Here is a 20,228-nt window from a genome sequence, read left to right as displayed (position 1 = left end):
ATATTTTGAAAAGTTAATCATCAAACTGTCTTCGAAACACATCTTATTTTTAAGAACAAGCCTTATGCTGGCTTTGTTGCATACAGCCAGTTTGTCTTTTGCCTGGACTACAGCGATTATGACTCAATATTTCTTTCTCAGATTTGACGCCGGAAATCCATCCTCCTTTTGATTAAATGCAGCATGGCCGTCAAGAGGCTCTTTTCCTTCCACCAGTTGCAATTAACATCCCTTTGAATTCCTGAACCGGACTTTATCCCTACCAAAGCAAGCAGCCAGAGTAGTATTATTCCCGATGTTTCCAGACTACCAGCTCATTGTCAGCAATTCATAAACCGCTTCAGACCGAGCCCCTTTCTTGCAATTTTGGCTTCTCTATCGGGCAGTTATCTTTTAAAACTCAAGAAAAGAATGTTTCATTTAAAAAAATAAAAGTATATCTTTGCGCCACAATTAGAAATTGTTATCAATTAAAATTAATTCACATGCCAGCAAAAATCAGATTGCAGCGACATGGTCGCAAACGTTTAGCATTCTACCACATTGTGGTAGCTGATAGCAGGGCACCACGAGATGGTCGTTTAATTGAAAGGATTGGATCTTATGACCCAAATACAAATCCTGCTACGATCGATCTTGATTTTGATAAAGCTTTAGACTGGCTTACAAAAGGTGCTCAGCCAACAGACACTGTAAGAGCTATTTTATCTTACAAAGGAGTATTGTACAAGAAACACCTTATGGGTGGTGTTGCCAAAGGTGCTTTCGACGAAGCAGAAGCAGAACGTCGTTTTAACGCTTGGTTAGCTGACAAAGAAGCTAAAATTCAAGCGAAAAAAGATCGTCTGAACCAAGATGCTGATTCGTTAAAAGCCAAACAATTGGAAGCTGAAGCAAAAGTGAACGCCGACCGGGCTGCCGCAATTGCAAAGCGTGATGCCGAACTGGCAGCCGAAGCTGAAGCAGCTAACGCTCCTGAAGAAGCAGAAGAAGAAGTTGTAGCTGAAGAAGCTGCTGCAGAGGAAGCTCCTCAAGCAGAAGCACCTGCTACTGACGAAACAGAAGAGAAAAAAGCTGAGTAAGCATTTTTTTCCCTGGTCTGAAAAAGACAAAACAATTCCCAAATAAAAAGGGGCTCAACTGAAATAAGTTGAGCCCCTTTTCTATGTTATCGATTTCTTTGTTGTCTTAAAGAATCGCATCAACCTTAGATGCCAAAGCGGCTTTTGGTGCTGCACCAACGTGCTTGTCAACAATCTCTCCACCTTTGAAAAACAAAATTGTAGGAATGTTGCGAATACCAAATTTCATGGCTGTTTCCGGGTTGCTGTCTACATCAACTTTTGTAACCAACAATTTCCCTTCATAATCCTGTGACAATTCTTCAACTACAGGAGCAACCATGCGGCAAGGGCCACACCATTCTGCCCAAAAATCAACTAAAACCGGTTTGTCTGACTGAAGAACAATTTCTTCAAAATTTGCATCATTTACTTCTTGTGCCATAATCAATATTTTTTAATCTATTATTCTATTTAAGCCTGCAAAGCTAATTTATTTTAAAAGTTAACGAATCATGCTTCCGGAAAAAATCTTCCAGCTCATGCGTCATTTCCACGCGAGTATTTCTAGAAAACAGGTTGACCATACTTTTTGTTTCTGCATCCCAGATATTAAATCGCAACAAGGCTTTCCCCTTGTTCTTAATGCTGATGTTTTCAATCTCCTGAATCAAATCCGGGGTAACTTTCTGCAAGGGCAACTGCAAGGTCACCGACTTGATGTTGTTCTTTCGGATTTCTGACAACAGCTCGATGGTTCGAATTTTGAACTCCAGCATATCGGAGTTAAAACGTGGCTGAACCTGCCCCTTCACCATCAGGAAAAGCCCTGTTTTACAGTATTTCGAAAATTCTACATAGTTCTTTCCAAAAAAGAAAAAGGTATAAGAATCAGTATAATCTGCCAGGGTCATGGTGCTAAATGGTTTGCCGGTCTTACCAACTGCTTCGCGGCTTTCGGTCACCATTCCGGCAAAAGTTAGCTCCTTCCCTCTCAGCGCTTCAATGTTGTTATTCAGATCCTTCAAGGAGAATTCGTTGCTGGTAAAATTATCAACCTCCAGCCTGAAGTCATCCAGGGGATGGGCCGAAAGGTAAATCCCAATCAAGGCTTTTTCCTTCTCCAGCAGAACGATTTTGGGCCATTCGGGAACGTCTGGAATATCGGGGGTTTTTACAGCTTGTGCCGACATAATTTCACCAAACAGCGACTGCTGGGCATTGTTGCTTTCCAGCTGCATTTGTTGTCCGTAGCGGGTCAGCCGCTCCAGAAAAGTGGGTTCATTCTCGGCCATGCTGGCAAAAAACTGACTGCGTTTCAGCCCAAAACTATCAAAAGCACCGGCCATGGCTAAGCCTTCAATATTCTTTTTATTAACGGTATGCAGGTTAACGCGCTCCACAAAGTCGAACACCGAGGTAAACAAGCCGCCTTCACGGGCTTTTACGATGTCGAACACAGCACCTGCTCCTACCCCTTTAATGGCGGCCATTCCGAAACGAACATCGCCTTCGGGGTTTACCATAAACTTATTGAAACTCTCGTTCACATCAGGCCCCAACACATTTATGCCCATCCGTTTTGACTCCTCCATGAGCTTGGTAATATCCACAATATTACTCAGGTTTCGACTCATGTTCGCCGCCATAAACTCAGCAGGGAAGTGCGCTTTGAGGTAACCGGTTTGATAAGCAATATGTGCATAACACACCGAGTGCGACTTGTTAAAGGCATAGGATGCAAAGGCCTCCCAGTCTTTCCAAATCTTCTCAATAATCACTTCGGGCTCCTTGTTCATTTCCTCACAGCCCTCAACAAACTTCGCGTTTGCTTTACAGCCATCGATAAACTTCACTTTCAGCTTATCCATCATGGCCTTAATCTTCTTACCCATTGCCTTACGCAGTGAATCTGAGTCACCGCGCGTAAAGTTGGCCAAGTGTCGCGACAGTAACATCACCTGCTCCTGGAACACCGTAATTCCATAGGTGTCTTTCAGGTATTTCTCCATCATCGGATGGTCATATTGCACTTGCTTGCGACCGTGTTTCCGATCAATGAAATCGGGGATGTATTCCATTGGCCCCGGACGATAAAGGGCGTTCATGGCCACCAAATCCTCAAAACGGTTGGGCTTCAGGTTACGCAAGTGCTTTTTCATCCCGGGGGATTCAAACTGGAAAATAGCTGTCGTATCGCCCCGGCTAAAAAGCTCAAAGGTCTTTTCATCATCGCCTGGGATGGCATCAATATCCACCTCCAACTTGCGCGACAAGCGGATATTCTCTAAAGTCTCCTTGATAATGGACAGGGTTTTCAGCCCCAAAAAGTCCATCTTCAGCAATCCAATATCTTCTACATAACGCCCATCGTACTGGGTGGTGTATAAATCTTCCTCCTTGGTGGGCATCAAGGGAATGTGCTCATCCAGCGGATCACGTCCAATCAAAATCCCACAGGCATGCACCCCGGTCTGCCGAACCGAGCCTTCAAGCGTTTCGGCAAATTTTAGGGTTGAAGCGATCAGGGGGTTATCCGATTTCTTTTCATTCCGAAGTTCCGGACTTTCCTTATACGCCTTGACGAAACTCATTTTAGGAGCCTCAGGCACCAACTTCGCCAGGCGATCGGCCTCGGGCAAGGGCAGCTTCAGCACACGCGACACATCGCGAATCGCCAGCTTCGTGGCCATTGTTCCAAAGGTACAAATATGCGCTACGCGGTCGCGGCCATATTTTTCGGTCACCCAATCGAGCACAAGCTGTCGGCCGTCATCATCAAAGTCAATATCCACATCGGGCATTGAAATCCGGTCGGGGTTCAGGAAACGCTCAAACAGCAGGTCGTGCTTAATGGGGTCAATGTTAGTAATTCCGACACAGAACGAAACGGCGGCACCAGCAGCCGACCCCCGTCCCGGGCCCACCAAAACCCCCATCTCCCGCGCGGCGTTGATAAAATCCTGGGTAATCAAGAAGTAGCCCGGAAAACCCATCGTTTTAATGGTTTCCAACTCGAAATCCAAGCGTTCCTTCACATCGGCCGGAATGGGGTTTCCATAGCGATAATCCTCCTGAGCTCCCAAATAGGCCAGGTGTTTCAGGTATTCGGCCTCCAACTTAATCCGAAGAACACTTTTATATCCTCCCAAGCGCTCAAAAGCACCGTCCTTAAATTCCTCTTTTAATTGTTCTTCTGTATATTTTTGTGCATACTCTTCTTCGGTTCCAAACTCTTCCGGAATAGGAAACTCCGGCATAATGGGCGATGAGTTCAGCTCATACTCTTCAATTTTATCGGCAATTTCCTGGGTGTTCACCAACGATTCGGGGACATCAGCAAACAACTGGTTCATCTCAGCCGATGTCTTAAACCACTCCTGCTTGGTGTAGCGCATCCGTGTGGGATCATCAACATCTTTCCCCGTATTCAAGCAAATCAGCAGGTCGTGCGCATCGGCATCCTCGGCATTGATAAAGTGCACATCGTTGGTGGCAATCACCTTCACCTGGTACTTTTCGGCCAGCTCGAGAATTACCTTATTGACCAAAACCTGGTTCTTATACACATCCTCATTGCGCTGCGGATCATCCGATTGATGGCGTTGTAGCTCCAGGTAATAATCATCGCCAAAAACCGATTTGTACCATTTAATGGTTTCTTCGGCATCCTCGATCGATGATTTCATGATGTGCTGCGCTACCTCTCCCCCCAAACAGGCCGAAGATACAACCAGCCCTTCGCTGTATTTCTCCAGAATGTTTTTATCAATACGTGGCTTGTAATAAAAGCCCTCATTACTGGCAATGGATATTAGTTTAATCAGGTTGCGGTAACCTTTCAGGTTTTTCGCCAACAAAATAAGGTGGTCTCCCGACCGGTCAACCTTAACGCTCTTATCCTGAATCGTCCGGGAAGCCACGTAGGTTTCACATCCCAAAATGGGCTTAACGCCTTCCCGCTTACAAACATCATAGAATTCCTTGATCCCAAACATCATCCCGTGATCGGTCAGGGCAAGGGCCTTCATGCCATCGGCCTTGGCTTTGGCCACAAGCCCTTTTACGCTTGCGGCTCCATCTAATATTGAATATTGTGAGTGTACGTGTAAATGAGTGAAAGGAATCATTGTCAATTCGTTTTATCTGTCTTCAAGTTCGTGGCCCCTAAAAAAATCGAAGGGCTAAAAATACGGTTTTCATTTTGCTCCTGAAACTCCTGTCCATAAAACATCTAAAAAGGAGGATCGTGTTCAGTCTGAAAGGAACGGACCAGCCAGTCTTTTGGTTTAGCTTTCCCTTAACAAATGGTCCACTGCCGGAAAAATAAAATCCGGCTCAAAGCCCCGGCCCTGTGCAAAACGAATCAATTTGGCTTTCCGGTCGTAATCGGTCGCAGCCTTAACATATTTGTTCTTTTCCCTCAACAAATCCAAGAGCTGCTCCTGGTAGGCCGCTTCGTCAATCTCCTCCAGAGCCGCTTCAATTATTCCGGCATCCACCTGCTTGGCCCGTAGCTGAAAGCTGATCTTCACCCTTCCCCATCGATTAAAGCGAAATTTATCCTTCACAAAACTTCGGGCAAAACGCTCATCATCGATGTATTTTTCCTCAATCAATAAATGGATGATTTCTGTTGTTTCGTCCATTTCGAGCCCCCAATCCTGTAGTTTCTTGCGGATATCGCCCGAGCATTTTTCCGCGCGGCTGCAAAGAGCCGCTGCCCGGTGCCAGGCTTCTTTTTGTTGCTGATTCAGCGCCATCGTTCTTTTCTTTATGCAATTCCTTTTCTGTTACTTTCGGTCAAACCTCCTCAAGCTTAACGCCTTTGCAACGTGTTGATCAAGCCAGGGATTTCTGTAAAAATTCAAAGATAGGGAATCTGTTGGACGAATCGATTCCATGCAGCCAGCAAATAAAAAAATCAGGACTCACCCAAGGTAAGTCCTGATTTCATCGTGGCTTCGCGTCCAATTTCGGCTATTGCAACACAAAGCTAATGGGTACGCTGAAAGCCACTTTTACAGGCTCGCCGCGCTGTTTGCCCGGCTTCCAAACCGGTAGGCTGTTTACAACGCGTAAAGCTTCCTTATCCAGCGCCGGGTCAACACTTCGGATGATTTTGGCATTAGTCACCCGACCATCTTTGCCCACAACAAATGACACATACACTTTGCCCTGAACGCCATTTTCCTGAGCAACAACCGGATATTTAATGGCATCGGCAATGTATTTACGCAAGGCCAGTTCGCCACCCGGAAACTCCGGCATCTCTTCGACAATGTAAAACACCTGCTCCTCTTCCTTTTCGCGTTCCTCTTGCGCATAATCAACAACAATCGGACTGACATCAATCTCTGTCTCCTCATCCGCTTCACTGTCCATAATTTCCAATTCATCTTCAATCTCAACATCGTTGGCGACAATATTAAGCACTTCCACAACCTTGGGCGGAGGTGGTGGTTCAGGCGGCTTCACGGCTTCCTGCCTGGTTATCGGAATAATTTCGGTTTCAACTTCCTGCACCGCTAAGGTTCCTGTAAACTCAGCTTTCGTAACATTGGTTTTAAACTCAAAAGCAAGCAACACAATCCCCAGAGCGATGACCAAGCCGATCTCAATCAACAAATTCCGATAACAATTCAAATCACAAGATGGATATTTCTTGATTTCCATAACTTTTGGTTTTTATTTGCAATCATAAAATCGAAACATGTAAAGAGTAACTTAAGCGGAAGAGGCTAGTGCATCCTTCACCAAGGAAGGAAATGAACACGGTTCATGACACCAGGCTTTAGGCCTTCGGGGAACAACAAACTTTCAATAATATATACGAACACAAATGAAGCTTGGTTCTAATTAAGAGAAAACAGAATCAGAAGCAAACAATGGAGTTAAAAAGGAAGACAATACCATGCCCGGCAGTCCATGAAAAGGGAAGCAGTAAGCTTGAACAAAACAAGCTTGAAGAGCAAAGAAAAGTGCATAAAAAAAGGAGAACCAATTTCTTGATTCTCCTTTCGGTGTAGCGGGAGCCAGACTCGAACTGACGACCTTTGGGTTATGAGCCCAACGAGCTACCAACTGCTCCATCCCGCAATATATTTTGAATGTTTTTTGTCTGTTTTGAACGTACATTCTCGGTAATTACTTCCTCAAATGCGGTTGCAAATATAGAGCATGTTTTTGAAATAACAAAACATTCTTCACTTTTTTATTTTTTCACCATCTTTAAATCCGTTAAAAAGTATTAATTTAAATGCGCTTCAATAGGCATTCATCGAATTGTTGCTAATTTTGTTGCTCCCAAAATCTTACAATGGTTACAAAGAAAAGGAAGAAAAAATTAATTGAAAAGCTCAAAAACCGCTACCGGTTGATCATTTACAACGATTCAACCTACCAAACGGTTTGGAGCATGCAACTTACCCGGATCAAGGTGTTTACCTTAGCAGGCTTTGGGAGCTTAATTCTGATATTGCTGACCGTTGTGATTATTGCCTACACTCCCATCCGCGAATTTATTCCGGGTTATCCGTCAGCCGAAGTTCGGCAAATGATTGTCCATAACGCCACGCTTGTTGATTCGCTGGAAGAGCAACTTCAAATTCGGGATAATTATTTTGAAAAAATTCGTTTGCTAATTGAAGGCGAAGTTCCGCACGACCCGGATTATATTGCAGACACCACCATTCCATCCAATCAGATTGAGATTAATCATTACAACCACGACTCCATTTTCAAACAAAAAATACTGGAAGAGCAACTCAGTCTTTCCATTCAGCAAGAAAATTCGAAGCCGACCAACATTGCCAGCCTTCATTTTTTCAGTCCGCTAAAAGGTGTTATCACCAACCGGTTTGACCAACAAAATGACCATGTTGCGATTGATGTGGTAGGTTTACCCAACTCCCGGATTTCTTCGGTTATGGACGGAACGGTAATTTTTGCCGGATGGACCGTTGATACCGGCTACATCATTTACCTGCAACATGAGCACGATTTAGTTTCGGTGTATAAACATAATGCCGAGTTGCTAAAAAAAGTAAACGACAAGGTGAAAGCCGGCGAAGCAATTGCCATCATGGGAAACACAGGAGAGCTGACAACCGGCCCGCATCTGCACTTTGAACTGTGGCACCAGGGAATTGCGCTTGATCCGGAGAAATACATTGATTTTTAAAATTTGCTATGAAAAAACGAATAGCCATTCTTGGGTCTACCGGATCAATAGGTACGCAAACACTGGAAGTAATTGCCCAAAACCCCGATCATTTCGAGGTGGAAGTACTTACGGCCAATAACAACATCGACCTTTTGGTTCAGCAGGCCAAACAGTTTCAGCCCAACATGGTGGTGGTAGCCAACCATTGCCGCTACAATACGCTGGTAGAGGCGCTGAAAGATGAGCCCATTAAAATTTTTGCAGGCAAGGAAGCGCTGGAACAGGTTGTTCAGCTTGAAACGGTTGACGTGGTAGTTACTGCCATGGTGGGCTATTCAGGCTTAATTCCGACCATCCGGGCCATCGAAGCCGGGAAGCACATTGCCCTGGCCAACAAGGAAACCCTGGTGGTTGCCGGCGAAATTATCATGCGCAAAGCCGTTCAGAACAAAGTCAACATTTACCCCGTTGACTCCGAACACTCCGCCATTTTCCAGTGTTTGGCCGGAGAGCACATGAATGAAATCGAAAAGATTTACCTCACAGCTTCCGGAGGGCCTTTCAGAAACCTGACAGAAACACAGCTGGAGAAAGTAACTCGCGAGGATGCCCTGAAACATCCCAACTGGGAAATGGGTGCTAAAATCACCATCGACTCGGCCAGCATGATGAATAAAGGCTTTGAAGTAATTGAAGCCAAGTGGTTGTTCGACCTGAAAGCATCGCAGATTGATGTGATTGTCCACCCGCAAAGCATTATCCACTCCATTGTTCAGTTTCGTGACGGATCGATGAAGGCCCAAATGGGACTTCCGGACATGAAATTACCCATTCAGTATGCGCTGAATTTCCCGCAGCGGTTACCGTCTAACTTTGCACGGTTCAACTTCCTGGACTATCCAACGCTAAGCTTTGAACAACCGAATACAAAAAAATTTCGTAACCTTGCACTCGCTTTTGAAGCTTTGGAAAAGGGAGGTAACCTTCCCTGCATTCTGAATGCAGCCAATGAAGTGGTCGTTCAGGCATTTTTGAAAGAAAAAATTCGATTTGTCGACATGCCCGCCCTCATTGAAGAAAGCATGCAAAAAGTAACAAACCTAAAAAATCCGGTTTTGGACGATTATATTCAAACCGATAAAGAGACCCGATTGTTAACAACTTCATTAATTAAACAACGAAGTAAAATTAAGACGATAAAATAGCATGGAACAAGTAATTATAAAAGCAGCTCAATTAATTCTCAGCTTATCCATATTAGTCGTGCTCCACGAGTTCGGACACTTTGCCTTTGCCCGGCTTTTTAAAACCCGGGTCGAAAAGTTTTACCTGTTTTTTGACCCTTGGTTTGCCCTGTTCAAAACCAAGCGCGGCGAAACAGAATACGGAATTGGCTGGTTGCCACTGGGAGGCTATGTAAAAATCTCGGGTATGATTGATGAATCCATGGACAAAGAGGCCATGCAACTGCCTCCACAACCCCATGAGTTCCGTTCCAAGAAGGCTTACCAGCGCTTGCTGATTATGCTTGGCGGGGTAATGATGAACTTCATTTTTGCCTTCGTGATATACGCCGGCGTATTGTATTTCTGGGGAACCCAGTATTTACCAACTGAGAATGCGACCATTGGAATCATGGTTTCGGAAACCGGCGAACAAATTGGGCTGCAAAACGGCGATAAAGTGTTGTCGGTCGATCAGGAATACATTAGCGAGTTTAATAAAATTATTCCGACCGTCATTCTGGACAATGCCCATTCCATTCAGGTGTTGCGCGATGGCAAAGAAGTGAATGTAGAGGTTTCGGACGAAGACCTTGCCCTGCTCATTAAGAGCCGCAGCGTGATGAATCCTCGTGGGTACTTTCATGTGGAAGTGGCCAAAGTTGAAAAAGATTATCCGGCAGAAGCAGCCGGGCTGATGGCCGGAGACGTTTTTGAAGGCGTTGATGGTAAAAGCTTTCAGTTTTACGATGAATTTTTAAGCTATATCAAAGCACATAAAAACGAAACCATTGAATTGAATGTGCTTCGCAATGGACAGGCCTTGAGTCTTCCGGTGAATGTTCCCGAAGATGGGATCACCGGTTTTCAGGCAAAACCGCAAAAAGAAGCATACGATTACCTCCAGTTCGAAACCATTGAATACGGCTTTTGGGAGTCGATCCCGGCCGGTATCAACCGGGGAATATCTACCATTAAAGATTACCTGAAGCAGTTTAAACTGATCTTCTCTCCCAAAACGAAAGCCTACGAATCGCTGGGTGGATTCATTGCCATTGGAAACATCTTCCCGGGGGCATGGGACTGGTATTCTTTTTGGAGTATGACGGCCTTCCTGTCCATTATTTTGGCAGTCATGAACCTGCTTCCAATCCCGGCATTGGATGGTGGTCACGTCACCTTCCTGCTTTATGAGATTGTTTCGGGCCGTAAACCAGGAGAAAAATTCTTAGAGTACGCACAAATCAGCGGGATGATTATTCTGCTTACCTTGGTACTTTATGCGAATGCAAACGATATTATCAAGCTTTTTACTTAAGAAGCGATTAATTTTTTTCTATTTTTGTAGAAACCATTAAACTTTGGACTATGTACTTATCGATTATTTGCGGCATGTTTGGCCCACAAGAGATCATCATCATATTAGTCATTGTACTACTCTTGTTTGGCGGGCGTAAAATTCCTGAGCTGATGAAGGGATTGGGAAAAGGAATGAAGGAATTCAAGAAAGCCACCAACGAAGATGATGACGATCAACCAAGTGAAAAAAAAGACACTGAAAAAATTAATAAATAATCAGTTTAGCTTGAACCAAAACCCCGTCCACAAGGCGGGTTTTTTTGTGGTAGGATTTTTGTTATTCATACATCACAAACCAGATCTCCTTAAATTATGAAACAAATACTGACTTCAAGCTTAATGTTGGTTGCTCTGCTTTTTGCACTGAGCTCGTGCCAGGACAGCAACACCAACATGCGTAAAAAAATTACCGGAAAAGCCGGCGAATTGGTTGTTGTAGTTCCCGATGCTACCTGGGAAGGAGCCACCGGGAAACGCTTCCGCGAAGTAATGGCTCAGCCTCAATTGGGCCTGCCGCAGGACGAACCCATTTTTGACCTGATTAATGTTCCACCCTCCGCTTTCAAGGAAATCTTCCGAACAAGCCGAAACATCATCCGACTGAAAATCTCAAATTCAGTCGACAGTTCCAGGGTTGAATTCAAGAAAGACATTTGGGCCTGGCCGCAGTCTGTGGTCAACATCTATGCAAAATCGACCGAAGAATTCAACAGCCTGTTTGACCAAAATTCAGACCGGATTGTAGGCTACATGCTAAGAGCTGAACGCGACCGGCTACAAATGAACTACAAAAACTACCACGACGTAGCCACTAAAAACACCATTCGCGACAAGTTTAAGATTGAACTCAACGTTCCGCCGGGATTCAAAGTCAGCAAACAAACCGATGATTTTGCCTGGATTCGCTACGAAACACCCGACATCAGCCAAGGAATTATTATTCATACCTTTCCCTACACTTCCGATAGTACCTTTACGGCAAACTACCTTTTAAACAAGCGCGATTCGCTACTGAAGGCCCAAGTGCCAGGCCCAACGGAAGGCAGCTACATGACTACCGAGCACCAGGTAGAGCCGGTATTCAATGTATTTGAGCTGAGAAAAAACTATGCGGCCGAGATGCGTGGCCTTTGGCGCGTAGAAGGTGATTTCATGGGTGGCCCTTATGTCAACCTTTCGGTATTGGATGCTGCCAACAACCGCATTGTAATGCTGGACGGTTTTGTTTATGCTCCCCGATTTGACAAGCGAAACCTGCTGCGCCAGGTAGAAGCAATGATTCTCTCGTTGGAGCTGCCTTATCAGAAAAAGAATGACAAGATCAATAGCCAGATTAAAATGGGCAATTAGCCCTGTATAAAACGAAATAAAAAATGGGATTGTAGTCGACTACAATCCCATTTTTTATTTATTTATTGCACGAAGTTTCTGATTACTGAAGCGCAACCTGGCGTGCAAAGTCCAGACCGTCTTTCAATGCCAAACGATCGAAGCCACTTTGAATCGTCATTTCACCCTCAGGAAGAACAACTTTGTAAGCCGTTTCTTCAGCTGTTTCGCCTAACTCAACTTCAACCAGCTTTTGGTATTTGTTTCCTTTTTTCATATACCAGCTTTGGTCCTCATCACGGTAAACCAATTCTGTTTTTTCGTTGTTTTCGCCCAACTCCTGAATGGTCATCTTGTATTTCTCAGAAGTCAACTGATACGATTTTCCATCAATTTCAACAATCTTTTCACTTTTATCGCCCTCTTTCATTGCCATCGGATTTTCATTGGTCCAAAACTCAATCGAGTTCAACACCACCGCATCAACAAAAACAGAGATTCCGTAAACAGGAACAATGTTCAACGCCAAAAACACCAACTCATTGACAAATTTATCACCAACAGATTTGTTCCAATCATAAACACTGCGTGTCAAGTTAAAACTACCGATACAACTACTCAACATCATTACGGCTGACAACAGCACAACAAAAGAAGTCTTCTTCATTTTTTTCATAACCTATTAATTAAAATTTATAATATTCAACTAAACGACATAATCCCTAATTTAGCATATAAAAACAACGAATAACCGATTTGTTTCACATCAATCTTTTTATTCTATTTTTACCTTTTTAAAAATAAGGCGTATCTATTTCTTTTCCAAGGACGTCACCGAAATCATTTTTTTTCTTTTTAGAAGAAAAAAATTCGGGAAATGACTTCCTTTAACCGAAAAAAATCGCCGCAAGCAGCCAAATATATCAGATGAAACAACAAACGTCCTTTTTCCCTGCCGAGTGGCACCAACAAAGTGGTGTTCAACTCACCTGGCCAGACGAACACACCGACTGGGCTTATATGTTGGATGAGGTCATTCCGGTGTACGAGCGAATTGCCAAAGAGATATTAGCTCGCGAAAAGCTGCTGGTTGTCTGCCGAGTCAAAAGCAAACTGCCGTCCTTTCTGCAAGAAGAGAATGACCGGCTTATCATTCGCGAAATGCCTGTGAATGACACTTGGGCCCGCGACCATGCTGCCATTACAATCTTCGATGAGGGGAAACCCACCTTGCTAAACTTTCGGTTTAATGGGTGGGGAATGAAGTTTGCCGCAAATTACGATAATCAGATCACTCCCATGCTCATTCGCCAGCAAACTTTCGCCCAAGAGGTCTCGACACAGGATTTGTCCTACTTTACTCTGGAAGGCGGAGCCATTGAAAGCAACGGCGAAGGCTGTATTTTAACGACCAGCGAATGCCTGCTTTCGAAAAACCGAAACGAGCATCTGAGTCAAACAGCCATTGAGTTTTTCCTCAAAAAAACCTTGCATGCTGAAAAAATTCTGTGGCTAAATCATGGCTTTCTGAAAGGCGATGACACCGACAGCCACATTGATACGCTGGCCCGCTTCTGCAGTGCTGACACCATTGCCTACGTACAACCCCCGGCAGCAGATGACCCGCATTTTGATGCCTTACAGAAAATGGAAGTAGAATTGAAGGAGCTAACCGACTTGAACGGCAACCCGTTTAATCTGGTTGCGCTGCCTTTCCCTGATGCTGTTTTTGATGAGGACGGTGAACGTTTGCCTGCCACCTATGCCAATTTCCTGATTTTGAACAAGGCTGTTCTACTTCCTGTTTATGACGTAAAACAAGATGCAGAAGCACTGGAAGTGATGAAACAACTCTTTCCAAACCTGGAAATTATTCCCATCAACAGCCGTCCGCTAATCAAGCAGCATGGCTCTATTCATTGCATCAGCATGCAATTTCCTGAAGGTGTTTTGTAAATTACATAAATGAACAAGCATGACAACAAATAAATTAACCGTTGGCCTGATCCAACAAAGCAATACCGAAAACACAGAGCAGAACATGCAAAAGCTGGCCGCCAACATTGCCCAATGTGCCGAGCAAGGCGCCAAACTGGTGGTTCTGCAGGAACTACATAACAGTCTCTATTTTTGCCAAACCGAAGATGTTGATGTGTTTGACCTGGCTGAACCCATTCCCGGACCATCGACAACATTTTATGGCGAATTGGCCAAAAAACACAACCTGGTACTGGTAACTTCGCTGTTTGAAAAACGGGCCAGTGGCCTTTACCACAACACCGCTGTGGTGTTTGAACCCGATGGCAGCATGGCCGGAAGATACCGCAAGATGCATATTCCGGATGATCCGGGTTTCTACGAAAAATTTTACTTTACACCCGGCGACCTTGGTTTTCAACCCATTCAAACATCGGTGGGCAAACTCGGTGTACTGGTTTGCTGGGATCAGTGGTATCCCGAAGCAGCGCGCCTGATGGCCATGGCCGGAGCTGAACTTCTGATTTACCCCACAGCCATTGGCTGGGATCCGCGTGATGACCAAGCAGAACAAGAACGTCAGCGCCATGCCTGGATCACCATCCAGCGCTCGCATGCTGTAGCCAACGGTGTGCCTGTTATCAGCGTCAACCGGGTGGGACATGAAGCTGATCCGTCAGCGCTTTCCGAAGGGATTCAGTTTTGGGGAAACAGTTTTGTATGTGGCCCTCAGGGAGAATTTCTGGAACAGGCATCCACCAATCAGGAACAAAACTTGCTGGTGGAGGTTGACTTAACCCGTTCAGAAGATGTACGCCGGATTTGGCCCTTCTTCCGAGACCGACGGATTGGAAGCTACAGCGACATTACCAAACGCTTTTTAAACGACTAAAAACCATAAAAAAACCTGCGCTAATGGCTGACCATAGGCGCAGGTTTTTACTATTTCAGGCTATCTTTTTCAACTTCATGGGCGAGCCTCCGCCGCTCAACTGGCATCCCCATCTCTTTCAAAAGTTTAAAAGAAATCTTCGAACTCAGCCGGTTTCTGCTGAACATCATTTTCCTCGTCACAGTCCAGATTCATAATAAAGTTCATGGGCTTTTCAAACTCATGATCCGGCGTATATTCCAGGGTCTTATCGGCATACACCTTACGCATAAACCGTCCCCAAATCGGCAAAGCCATATTCGCGCCCTGTCCTGTGCGAATGTCATCAAAGTGAATACTCCGAAGGTCAGCGCCGGTCCACACACCGCCCACCAACTGGGGAGTTATTCCCATAAACCACCCATCGGAATGGTTTTGCGTCGTTCCGGTTTTTCCGGCAACCGGTCCTTTAATCTGACCATAAACCGGATGCCAACGCACCCTTCCTCCGGACCCTCTGTCAACTACACCGCGCAGCAAATTGATCATCAGGTAGGCCGTTTGCTCATCAATGGCATCATGACGTTCGGGTCGGAAACGGGCAATCACATTACCATGCTTATCTTCAATATGCGTAACAAAAATAGGCTGCGTAAATACGCCCTTATTGGCAAAGGTTCCATAAGCTCCCACCATTTCATACAAGGTGATATCTGAAGTCCCGAGGAACATGGATGGAACCGGATCAACGTAACTGTAAATACCCATTTTATGCATAACGTCGACCACCGACTGTGGATTAAACTGTTTCATCACCCAGGCAGAAATCTGGTTCACGGAGTTGGCCAGTCCCCATTTCAGGGTAACCATCTCCCCTTCGCGGGCACGTCCCGAGTTTTTTGCTTCCCAAATGGTTCCATCAGGCATCACAAACTGCTGCCGCACATTGGGCACCTTGGTGCAAGGCGATAAACCATTCTGCATAGCCAAAGTATAGAGGAAGGGTTTCACGGTAGAACCCACTTGGCGCTTACCCCCTTTAACCATATCATACATGAAGTGCTTATAGTTAGGACCTCCGACATAAGCCCGTACCTGGCCCGTTGCCAGGTCCATGCTCATAAATGAAGAGCGGATGTACCCCAGGTAATGCCTGATTGAATCCAAAGGAGTCATAATAGTATCCCGGTCGCCCTTCCAGGTAAAGACCTCCATTTCTGTTGGCTCCTCAAAAATTTTCCGAATTTGCTTGAAGTTTTTTCCCTGAAGACGCAACACCCGGTAGCGCTCACTCTGACGGATGGCCCGGTTCAGCAAACCGTCTACATCTTCATCACTCATATCGCCCGAAAAAGGTGGATTTTCTAGCCGCTTTAAGTGCCTGTTAAAATCAGGCTGCAAGTCCAGTTTTAAGTGATCCTCAACTGCCTCTTCGGCATATTTCTGCATGCGCGAGTCAATGGTAGTGTATATTTTTAAGCCATCTTCGTAGAGATCATAGTTGGTGCCATCAGGTTTAAAATTCTTTTTACACCAGCCAAACAAAGGGTTTGTAGCCCACTCCACCGAGTCTTCTTCAAATTTAACCTGCTGCCACGAAGCGTACTTACTCCGCTCAGGCTTAGAAGCCCCCATGGTAATCCGTAGGTACTCCCGAAAGTAAGGAGCCAGGCCACGCTTAAAATCTTCTTTTTGAAAATCCAGTCCAAGGGGCATCACTCGCACCGAATCATAAGTGTGCTGGTTGATATAGCCATATTTCTTCATCTGCTCCAGTACCACGTTGCGGCGCTGTTTGGTCAACTCCGGACGACGAACCGGGTTGTACAGTGATGAGTTCTTTGCCATGCCGACAAACATAGCCGCCTGATGCAACTGCAAGGAATCAGGCTCTATATTAAAATAAATACGCGAAGCTGATTTAACCCCCACGGCCAAATTCAGGAAATCGTACTTATTTAAATACATGGTAATAATTTCCTCTTTGGTATAGCTTCGCTCCAGTTTAACGGCAATTACCCACTCTTTAAACTTGCGAAAGACCAACTGCAAATTATTCTCAAACTCCTGTCGCGGGAATAACATTTTAGCCAATTGCTGAGTGATCGTACTTCCACCACCTGAGCTTTTATCGCCCATCACCACTCCTTTTACCACACGCAGCAAGCCACGCAGATCAATTCCGGAGTGACTGTAAAACCGGACATCTTCGGTTGCAATCAAGGCATCGATGAGCTCCTGGGGCAATTTTTCGTAAGCCACATAGCTCCGGTTTTCCCGAAAGTAACGGCCCATAACCACATGGTCGCGCGAAATAACATCGGAAGCCAATAGGCTTTGCGGGTTTTCCAGCTCACTGAAGGTTGGCATTTCGCCCAGTTTACCTTTAGCGATAAAAAAGAAAAACGCAACTACCGCCAGTACTCCAGTAAAATAAAGAGACCAAAACAGGTAAGAATATTTCTTGAAATTATTTTTTTTCTTTTCCATGCGATGCAATAAAAAGTTTGCGGCAAATATAACGAAAGGAATAAGAATATTATTTTTTACAGCAGAAAACAGGCTGCACTTAAAAGTTCGCCTTCACAACATTAAACAAAAAAAGCAAGCCGGAAATGATTCCCCACTTCCCCCTGTCCGATTTCGACTCAGCAAGCTATCAATGAGCACAAAGACACAATAAAATAATCATTATCAAACAAATATGAAACCAAAAATATTGGAGTAAAATTTGAAGATGGTCAAGCATTTTCTTTTATTTGCAGAAATTTTTAGAAAACAGGAGGTTTTTATGCACGAGAATCTGGTTATCGTCGAGTCCCCGGCAAAAGCCAAAACAATCGAACGATTTTTAGGGAAAGATTATTTTGTAACATCAAGCATGGGGCATATCAGAGACCTCGAGAAAAAAGACTTTGGGATTGATATGGAGAACAATTATCAACCCAAATACATTGTTTCGCCTGATAAGAAGAAAATCGTTACGGAGCTTAAGAAATTAGCCAAGGAAGCCAAGATGGTTTGGATCGCATCCGATGAGGACCGCGAGGGGGAAGCCATTGCCTGGCACTTGAAAGAAGTACTGAAGCTAAAACCTGAAAAAACGCGGCGGATTGTTTTTCATGAGATTACCAAAGAAGCAATACTGAAAGCAATTGCGAATCCACGCCCAATTGACGAAAACCTGGTGAATGCCCAGCAGGCACGTCGGGTTCTTGATCGCATTGTAGGATTTGAAGTATCTCCCGTGCTCTGGAAAAAGGTTAAACCCTCACTTTCAGCCGGAAGAGTACAATCTGTAGCCGTTCGATTAATTGTCGAGCGCGAACGTGAAATCATCAATTTCGAAAGTAATTCCAACTTTCGAATCACAGCCGTTTTCCTCGTCCCCGACAAAAACGGCAATGTCGTTGAATTAAAGGCCGACCTGAAAAAGCGCTTCGAAACAAAAGAAGAAGCCCATGCTTTTCTGGAAAAATGCAAAACAGCCGAATTCAACATTGCTGATATCGTAACCAAACCGGCGAAACGTACCCCGGCGGCCCCGTTTACCACATCAACCTTGCAACAGGAAGCCAGCCGCAAGCTTGGTTTCTCCGTGTCGCAAACCATGTCGGTTGCCCAAAAGCTTTACGAAGCAGGTAAGATTACCTACATGCGTACCGATTCGGTAAACCTTTCATCGCTGGCCGTAAACACAGCCAAAGAAAAAATCATCCAAACGCTGGGTGAGAAATACCATAAAGTACGTCAGTACAAAACCAAGTCGAAAGGAGCACAAGAAGCTCACGAAGCTATCCGTCCAACCTATATTGATCAGGAAGAAGTAAGTGGTTCAAACCAGGAAAAACGACTTTACGAACTGATTTGGAAACGTACCATCGCCTCGCAAATGGCTGATGCCGAATTAGAGCGTACAACCATCAACATTGCGGTTTCAAACAGTCCCGAGCTGTTTCAGGCTACCGGAGAAGTCATCAAATTTGATGGTTTTCTGCGCGTTTACCTCGAATCGACCGATAACGAAGACGAGGGAGACGAAGCGGCCAGCTTGCTTCCTCCGGTAAAAGAAAAGCAGGTTTTACGTGCTGAAACAATTGAAGCCACTCAACGATTCACTCAAAAGCCACCGCGCTACACCGAGGCCAGTCTGGTGAAAAAACTGGAAGAACAAGGCATCGGCCGTCCGTCAACCTACGCCCCCACCATTACAACGGTACAAAATCGGGGCTATGTGGTCAAAGAAGATCGTCCGGGAGTGGAACGCCAATTCATTCATATGAGCCTGGCGAATAATGAATTGAAAGAAACTGTTAAAACAGAAATTACCGGTGCCGAACGTTCCAAACTTTTCCCAACAGACATTGGCATGGTGGTGAATGATTTCTTAATCAAGTACTTTACTCAAATCATGGACTTACGCTTCACGGCAAACGTAGAGGTTGAATTTGATGAAGTTGCTGATGGGAAACGCATTTGGAATGAAGTGATTGATCAGTTCTATAAGCCCTTCCATAAAAGTGTTGAAAATGCTTTGGAATTTTCTGAACGCACCAATGGCGAGCGCATTTTAGGAGATGACCCCAAAACTGGCAAGCCGGTGTCCGTTAAAATTGGACGCTACGGTCCTTTGGCCCAGTTGGGCGAAACCACCGAAGAAGGTGAAAAACCACAGTTTGCGTCTCTTCGAACAGGCCAGCATCTGGAAACCATCACTTTGGAAGAAGCCTTAGACCTGTTTAAACTTCCCCGTGATTTGGGTGAATACGAAGAGAAAAAAGTGTCCGTAGCCATTGGCCGCTTTGGCCCTTATGTGCGCCACGACAACAAATTTGTTTCGCTTGAGAAGAATGTGGATGATCCATATACCATTGAACTTGACCGGGCCATTGAGCTGATTGAGGCCAAACGCGAAAAGGATCGGAAAGCACTGATCAAAGTCTTTGATGAGGAGCCCGAGTTGCGCATTCTGAATGGCCGGTGGGGACCTTACATTTCATTCAAGAAGAAAAACTACAAGATCCCGAAGGATACGGAGGCCGAAAAGCTAAGCCTTGAAGACTGTATGAAAATTATAGAAGAAGGCCCCAAGCCCAAGCGAAAAAAGAAAAAATAATATCAACTTAAGGCAAACATTTTCATGTTTGCCTTTTTTATTTATTTTCATTGTCTGAAAAAGAATGATTGTATGAGTCGGCCTAGTTTACAGCTCCAGACGGCAAATAGCAATCAGACCAGAGCAC

At 44.8% G+C, this 20,228-nt stretch carries 15 protein-coding genes and 1 tRNA gene; 9 read left to right on the top strand and 7 right to left on the bottom strand.

Annotated features, from left to right (window positions below; translation table 11 throughout):
• Positions 1–317 precede the first annotated feature (317 nt).
• On the top strand, positions 318–1,082 hold the full coding sequence (locus ACRD6K_RS00945) for a 30S ribosomal protein S16 (RefSeq protein WP_430971695.1): 765 nt from the start codon (positions 318–320) through the stop codon (positions 1,080–1,082).
• A gap of 106 nt (positions 1,083–1,188) precedes the next feature.
• On the opposite strand, the gene trxA is transcribed toward ACRD6K_RS00945, so the two are convergent.
• From trxA to ACRD6K_RS00920, 5 genes are all read right to left on the bottom strand, one after another.
• The gene (trxA, locus tag ACRD6K_RS00940) at positions 1,189–1,506 is read right to left on the bottom strand and encodes a thioredoxin (RefSeq protein WP_299578326.1); all 318 of its coding nucleotides are present in this window, start codon (positions 1,504–1,506) and stop codon (positions 1,189–1,191) included.
• 43 nt (positions 1,507–1,549) lie between these two features.
• Entirely contained in the window at positions 1,550–5,191 is a 3,642-nt protein-coding gene (dnaE, locus tag ACRD6K_RS00935) for a DNA polymerase III subunit alpha (RefSeq protein WP_430971694.1), read from the bottom strand.
• Positions 5,192–5,350: 159 nt separating this feature from the next.
• Positions 5,351–5,824: a regulatory protein RecX gene (locus ACRD6K_RS00930; protein WP_430971693.1), complete on the bottom strand. Its 474-nt coding sequence runs from the start codon at positions 5,822–5,824 to the stop codon at positions 5,351–5,353.
• A gap of 217 nt (positions 5,825–6,041) precedes the next feature.
• Positions 6,042–6,737: an energy transducer TonB gene (locus tag ACRD6K_RS00925; protein WP_430971692.1), complete on the bottom strand. Its 696-nt coding sequence runs from the start codon at positions 6,735–6,737 to the stop codon at positions 6,042–6,044.
• 350 nt (positions 6,738–7,087) lie between these two features.
• Positions 7,088–7,160, bottom strand: a tRNA-Met gene (locus ACRD6K_RS00920).
• A gap of 220 nt (positions 7,161–7,380) precedes the next feature.
• Here ACRD6K_RS00920 and ACRD6K_RS00915 point away from each other — a divergent pair.
• The 5 genes from ACRD6K_RS00915 to ACRD6K_RS00895 all read left to right on the top strand — a co-directional run bounded on the left by ACRD6K_RS00915 (position 7,381) and on the right by ACRD6K_RS00895 (position 12,158).
• Positions 7,381–8,244, top strand: coding sequence for a M23 family metallopeptidase (locus tag ACRD6K_RS00915; RefSeq protein WP_430971691.1), 864 nt, complete (start codon positions 7,381–7,383; stop codon positions 8,242–8,244).
• Positions 8,245–8,252: 8 nt separating this feature from the next.
• Positions 8,253–9,431 carry a 1-deoxy-D-xylulose-5-phosphate reductoisomerase gene (locus ACRD6K_RS00910; protein WP_430971690.1) on the top strand — a complete coding sequence of 393 codons (1,179 nt, stop codon included), beginning with the start codon at positions 8,253–8,255 and terminating at the stop codon, positions 9,429–9,431.
• A 1-nt stretch (position 9,432) separates the two neighbouring features.
• Positions 9,433–10,767 (top strand): RIP metalloprotease RseP, encoded by a 1,335-nt coding sequence (rseP, locus tag ACRD6K_RS00905; RefSeq protein WP_299578333.1) that lies wholly within the window; start codon positions 9,433–9,435, stop codon positions 10,765–10,767.
• 50 nt (positions 10,768–10,817) lie between these two features.
• Positions 10,818–11,024, top strand: coding sequence for a twin-arginine translocase TatA/TatE family subunit (gene tatA, locus ACRD6K_RS00900; RefSeq protein WP_299578334.1), 207 nt, complete (start codon positions 10,818–10,820; stop codon positions 11,022–11,024).
• Between the two features lie 96 nt (positions 11,025–11,120).
• Positions 11,121–12,158: a DUF4837 family protein gene (locus tag ACRD6K_RS00895; protein WP_430971689.1), complete on the top strand. Its 1,038-nt coding sequence runs from the start codon at positions 11,121–11,123 to the stop codon at positions 12,156–12,158.
• 82 nt (positions 12,159–12,240) lie between these two features.
• Here the strand turns inward: ACRD6K_RS00895 and ACRD6K_RS00890 are convergent, their stop codons facing one another.
• Positions 12,241–12,813, bottom strand: coding sequence for a DUF3332 domain-containing protein (locus tag ACRD6K_RS00890; protein WP_430971688.1), 573 nt, complete (start codon positions 12,811–12,813; stop codon positions 12,241–12,243).
• Positions 12,814–13,064: 251 nt separating this feature from the next.
• Here ACRD6K_RS00890 and ACRD6K_RS00885 point away from each other — a divergent pair, with 251 nt between their 5' ends.
• Together ACRD6K_RS00885 and ACRD6K_RS00880 are read left to right on the top strand one after the other, a co-directional pair.
• Complete coding sequence (locus ACRD6K_RS00885; protein WP_430971687.1) at positions 13,065–14,093, top strand: agmatine deiminase family protein; 1,029 nt, start codon at positions 13,065–13,067, stop codon at positions 14,091–14,093.
• A gap of 19 nt (positions 14,094–14,112) precedes the next feature.
• The gene (locus ACRD6K_RS00880; protein WP_430971686.1) at positions 14,113–15,006 is read left to right on the top strand and encodes a carbon-nitrogen hydrolase; all 894 of its coding nucleotides are present in this window, start codon (positions 14,113–14,115) and stop codon (positions 15,004–15,006) included.
• Between the two features lie 126 nt (positions 15,007–15,132).
• Here ACRD6K_RS00880 and ACRD6K_RS00875 read toward each other — a convergent pair whose 3' ends face one another.
• On the bottom strand, positions 15,133–17,475 hold the full coding sequence (locus ACRD6K_RS00875; RefSeq protein ID WP_430971685.1) for a transglycosylase domain-containing protein: 2,343 nt from the start codon (positions 17,473–17,475) through the stop codon (positions 15,133–15,135).
• 301 nt (positions 17,476–17,776) lie between these two features.
• On the opposite strand from ACRD6K_RS00875, the gene topA reads away from it, so the two are divergent.
• Positions 17,777–20,101: a type I DNA topoisomerase gene (topA, locus tag ACRD6K_RS00870; protein WP_430971684.1), complete on the top strand. Its 2,325-nt coding sequence runs from the start codon at positions 17,777–17,779 to the stop codon at positions 20,099–20,101.
• Positions 20,102–20,228: the final 127 nt, after the last annotated feature.

Source organism: Sunxiuqinia rutila (assembly GCF_050589705.1).
In the GTDB taxonomy this organism is placed as follows: domain Bacteria; phylum Bacteroidota; class Bacteroidia; order Bacteroidales; family Prolixibacteraceae; genus Sunxiuqinia; species Sunxiuqinia rutila.
This window is presented reverse-complemented; position numbering and strand designations above follow the sequence as displayed.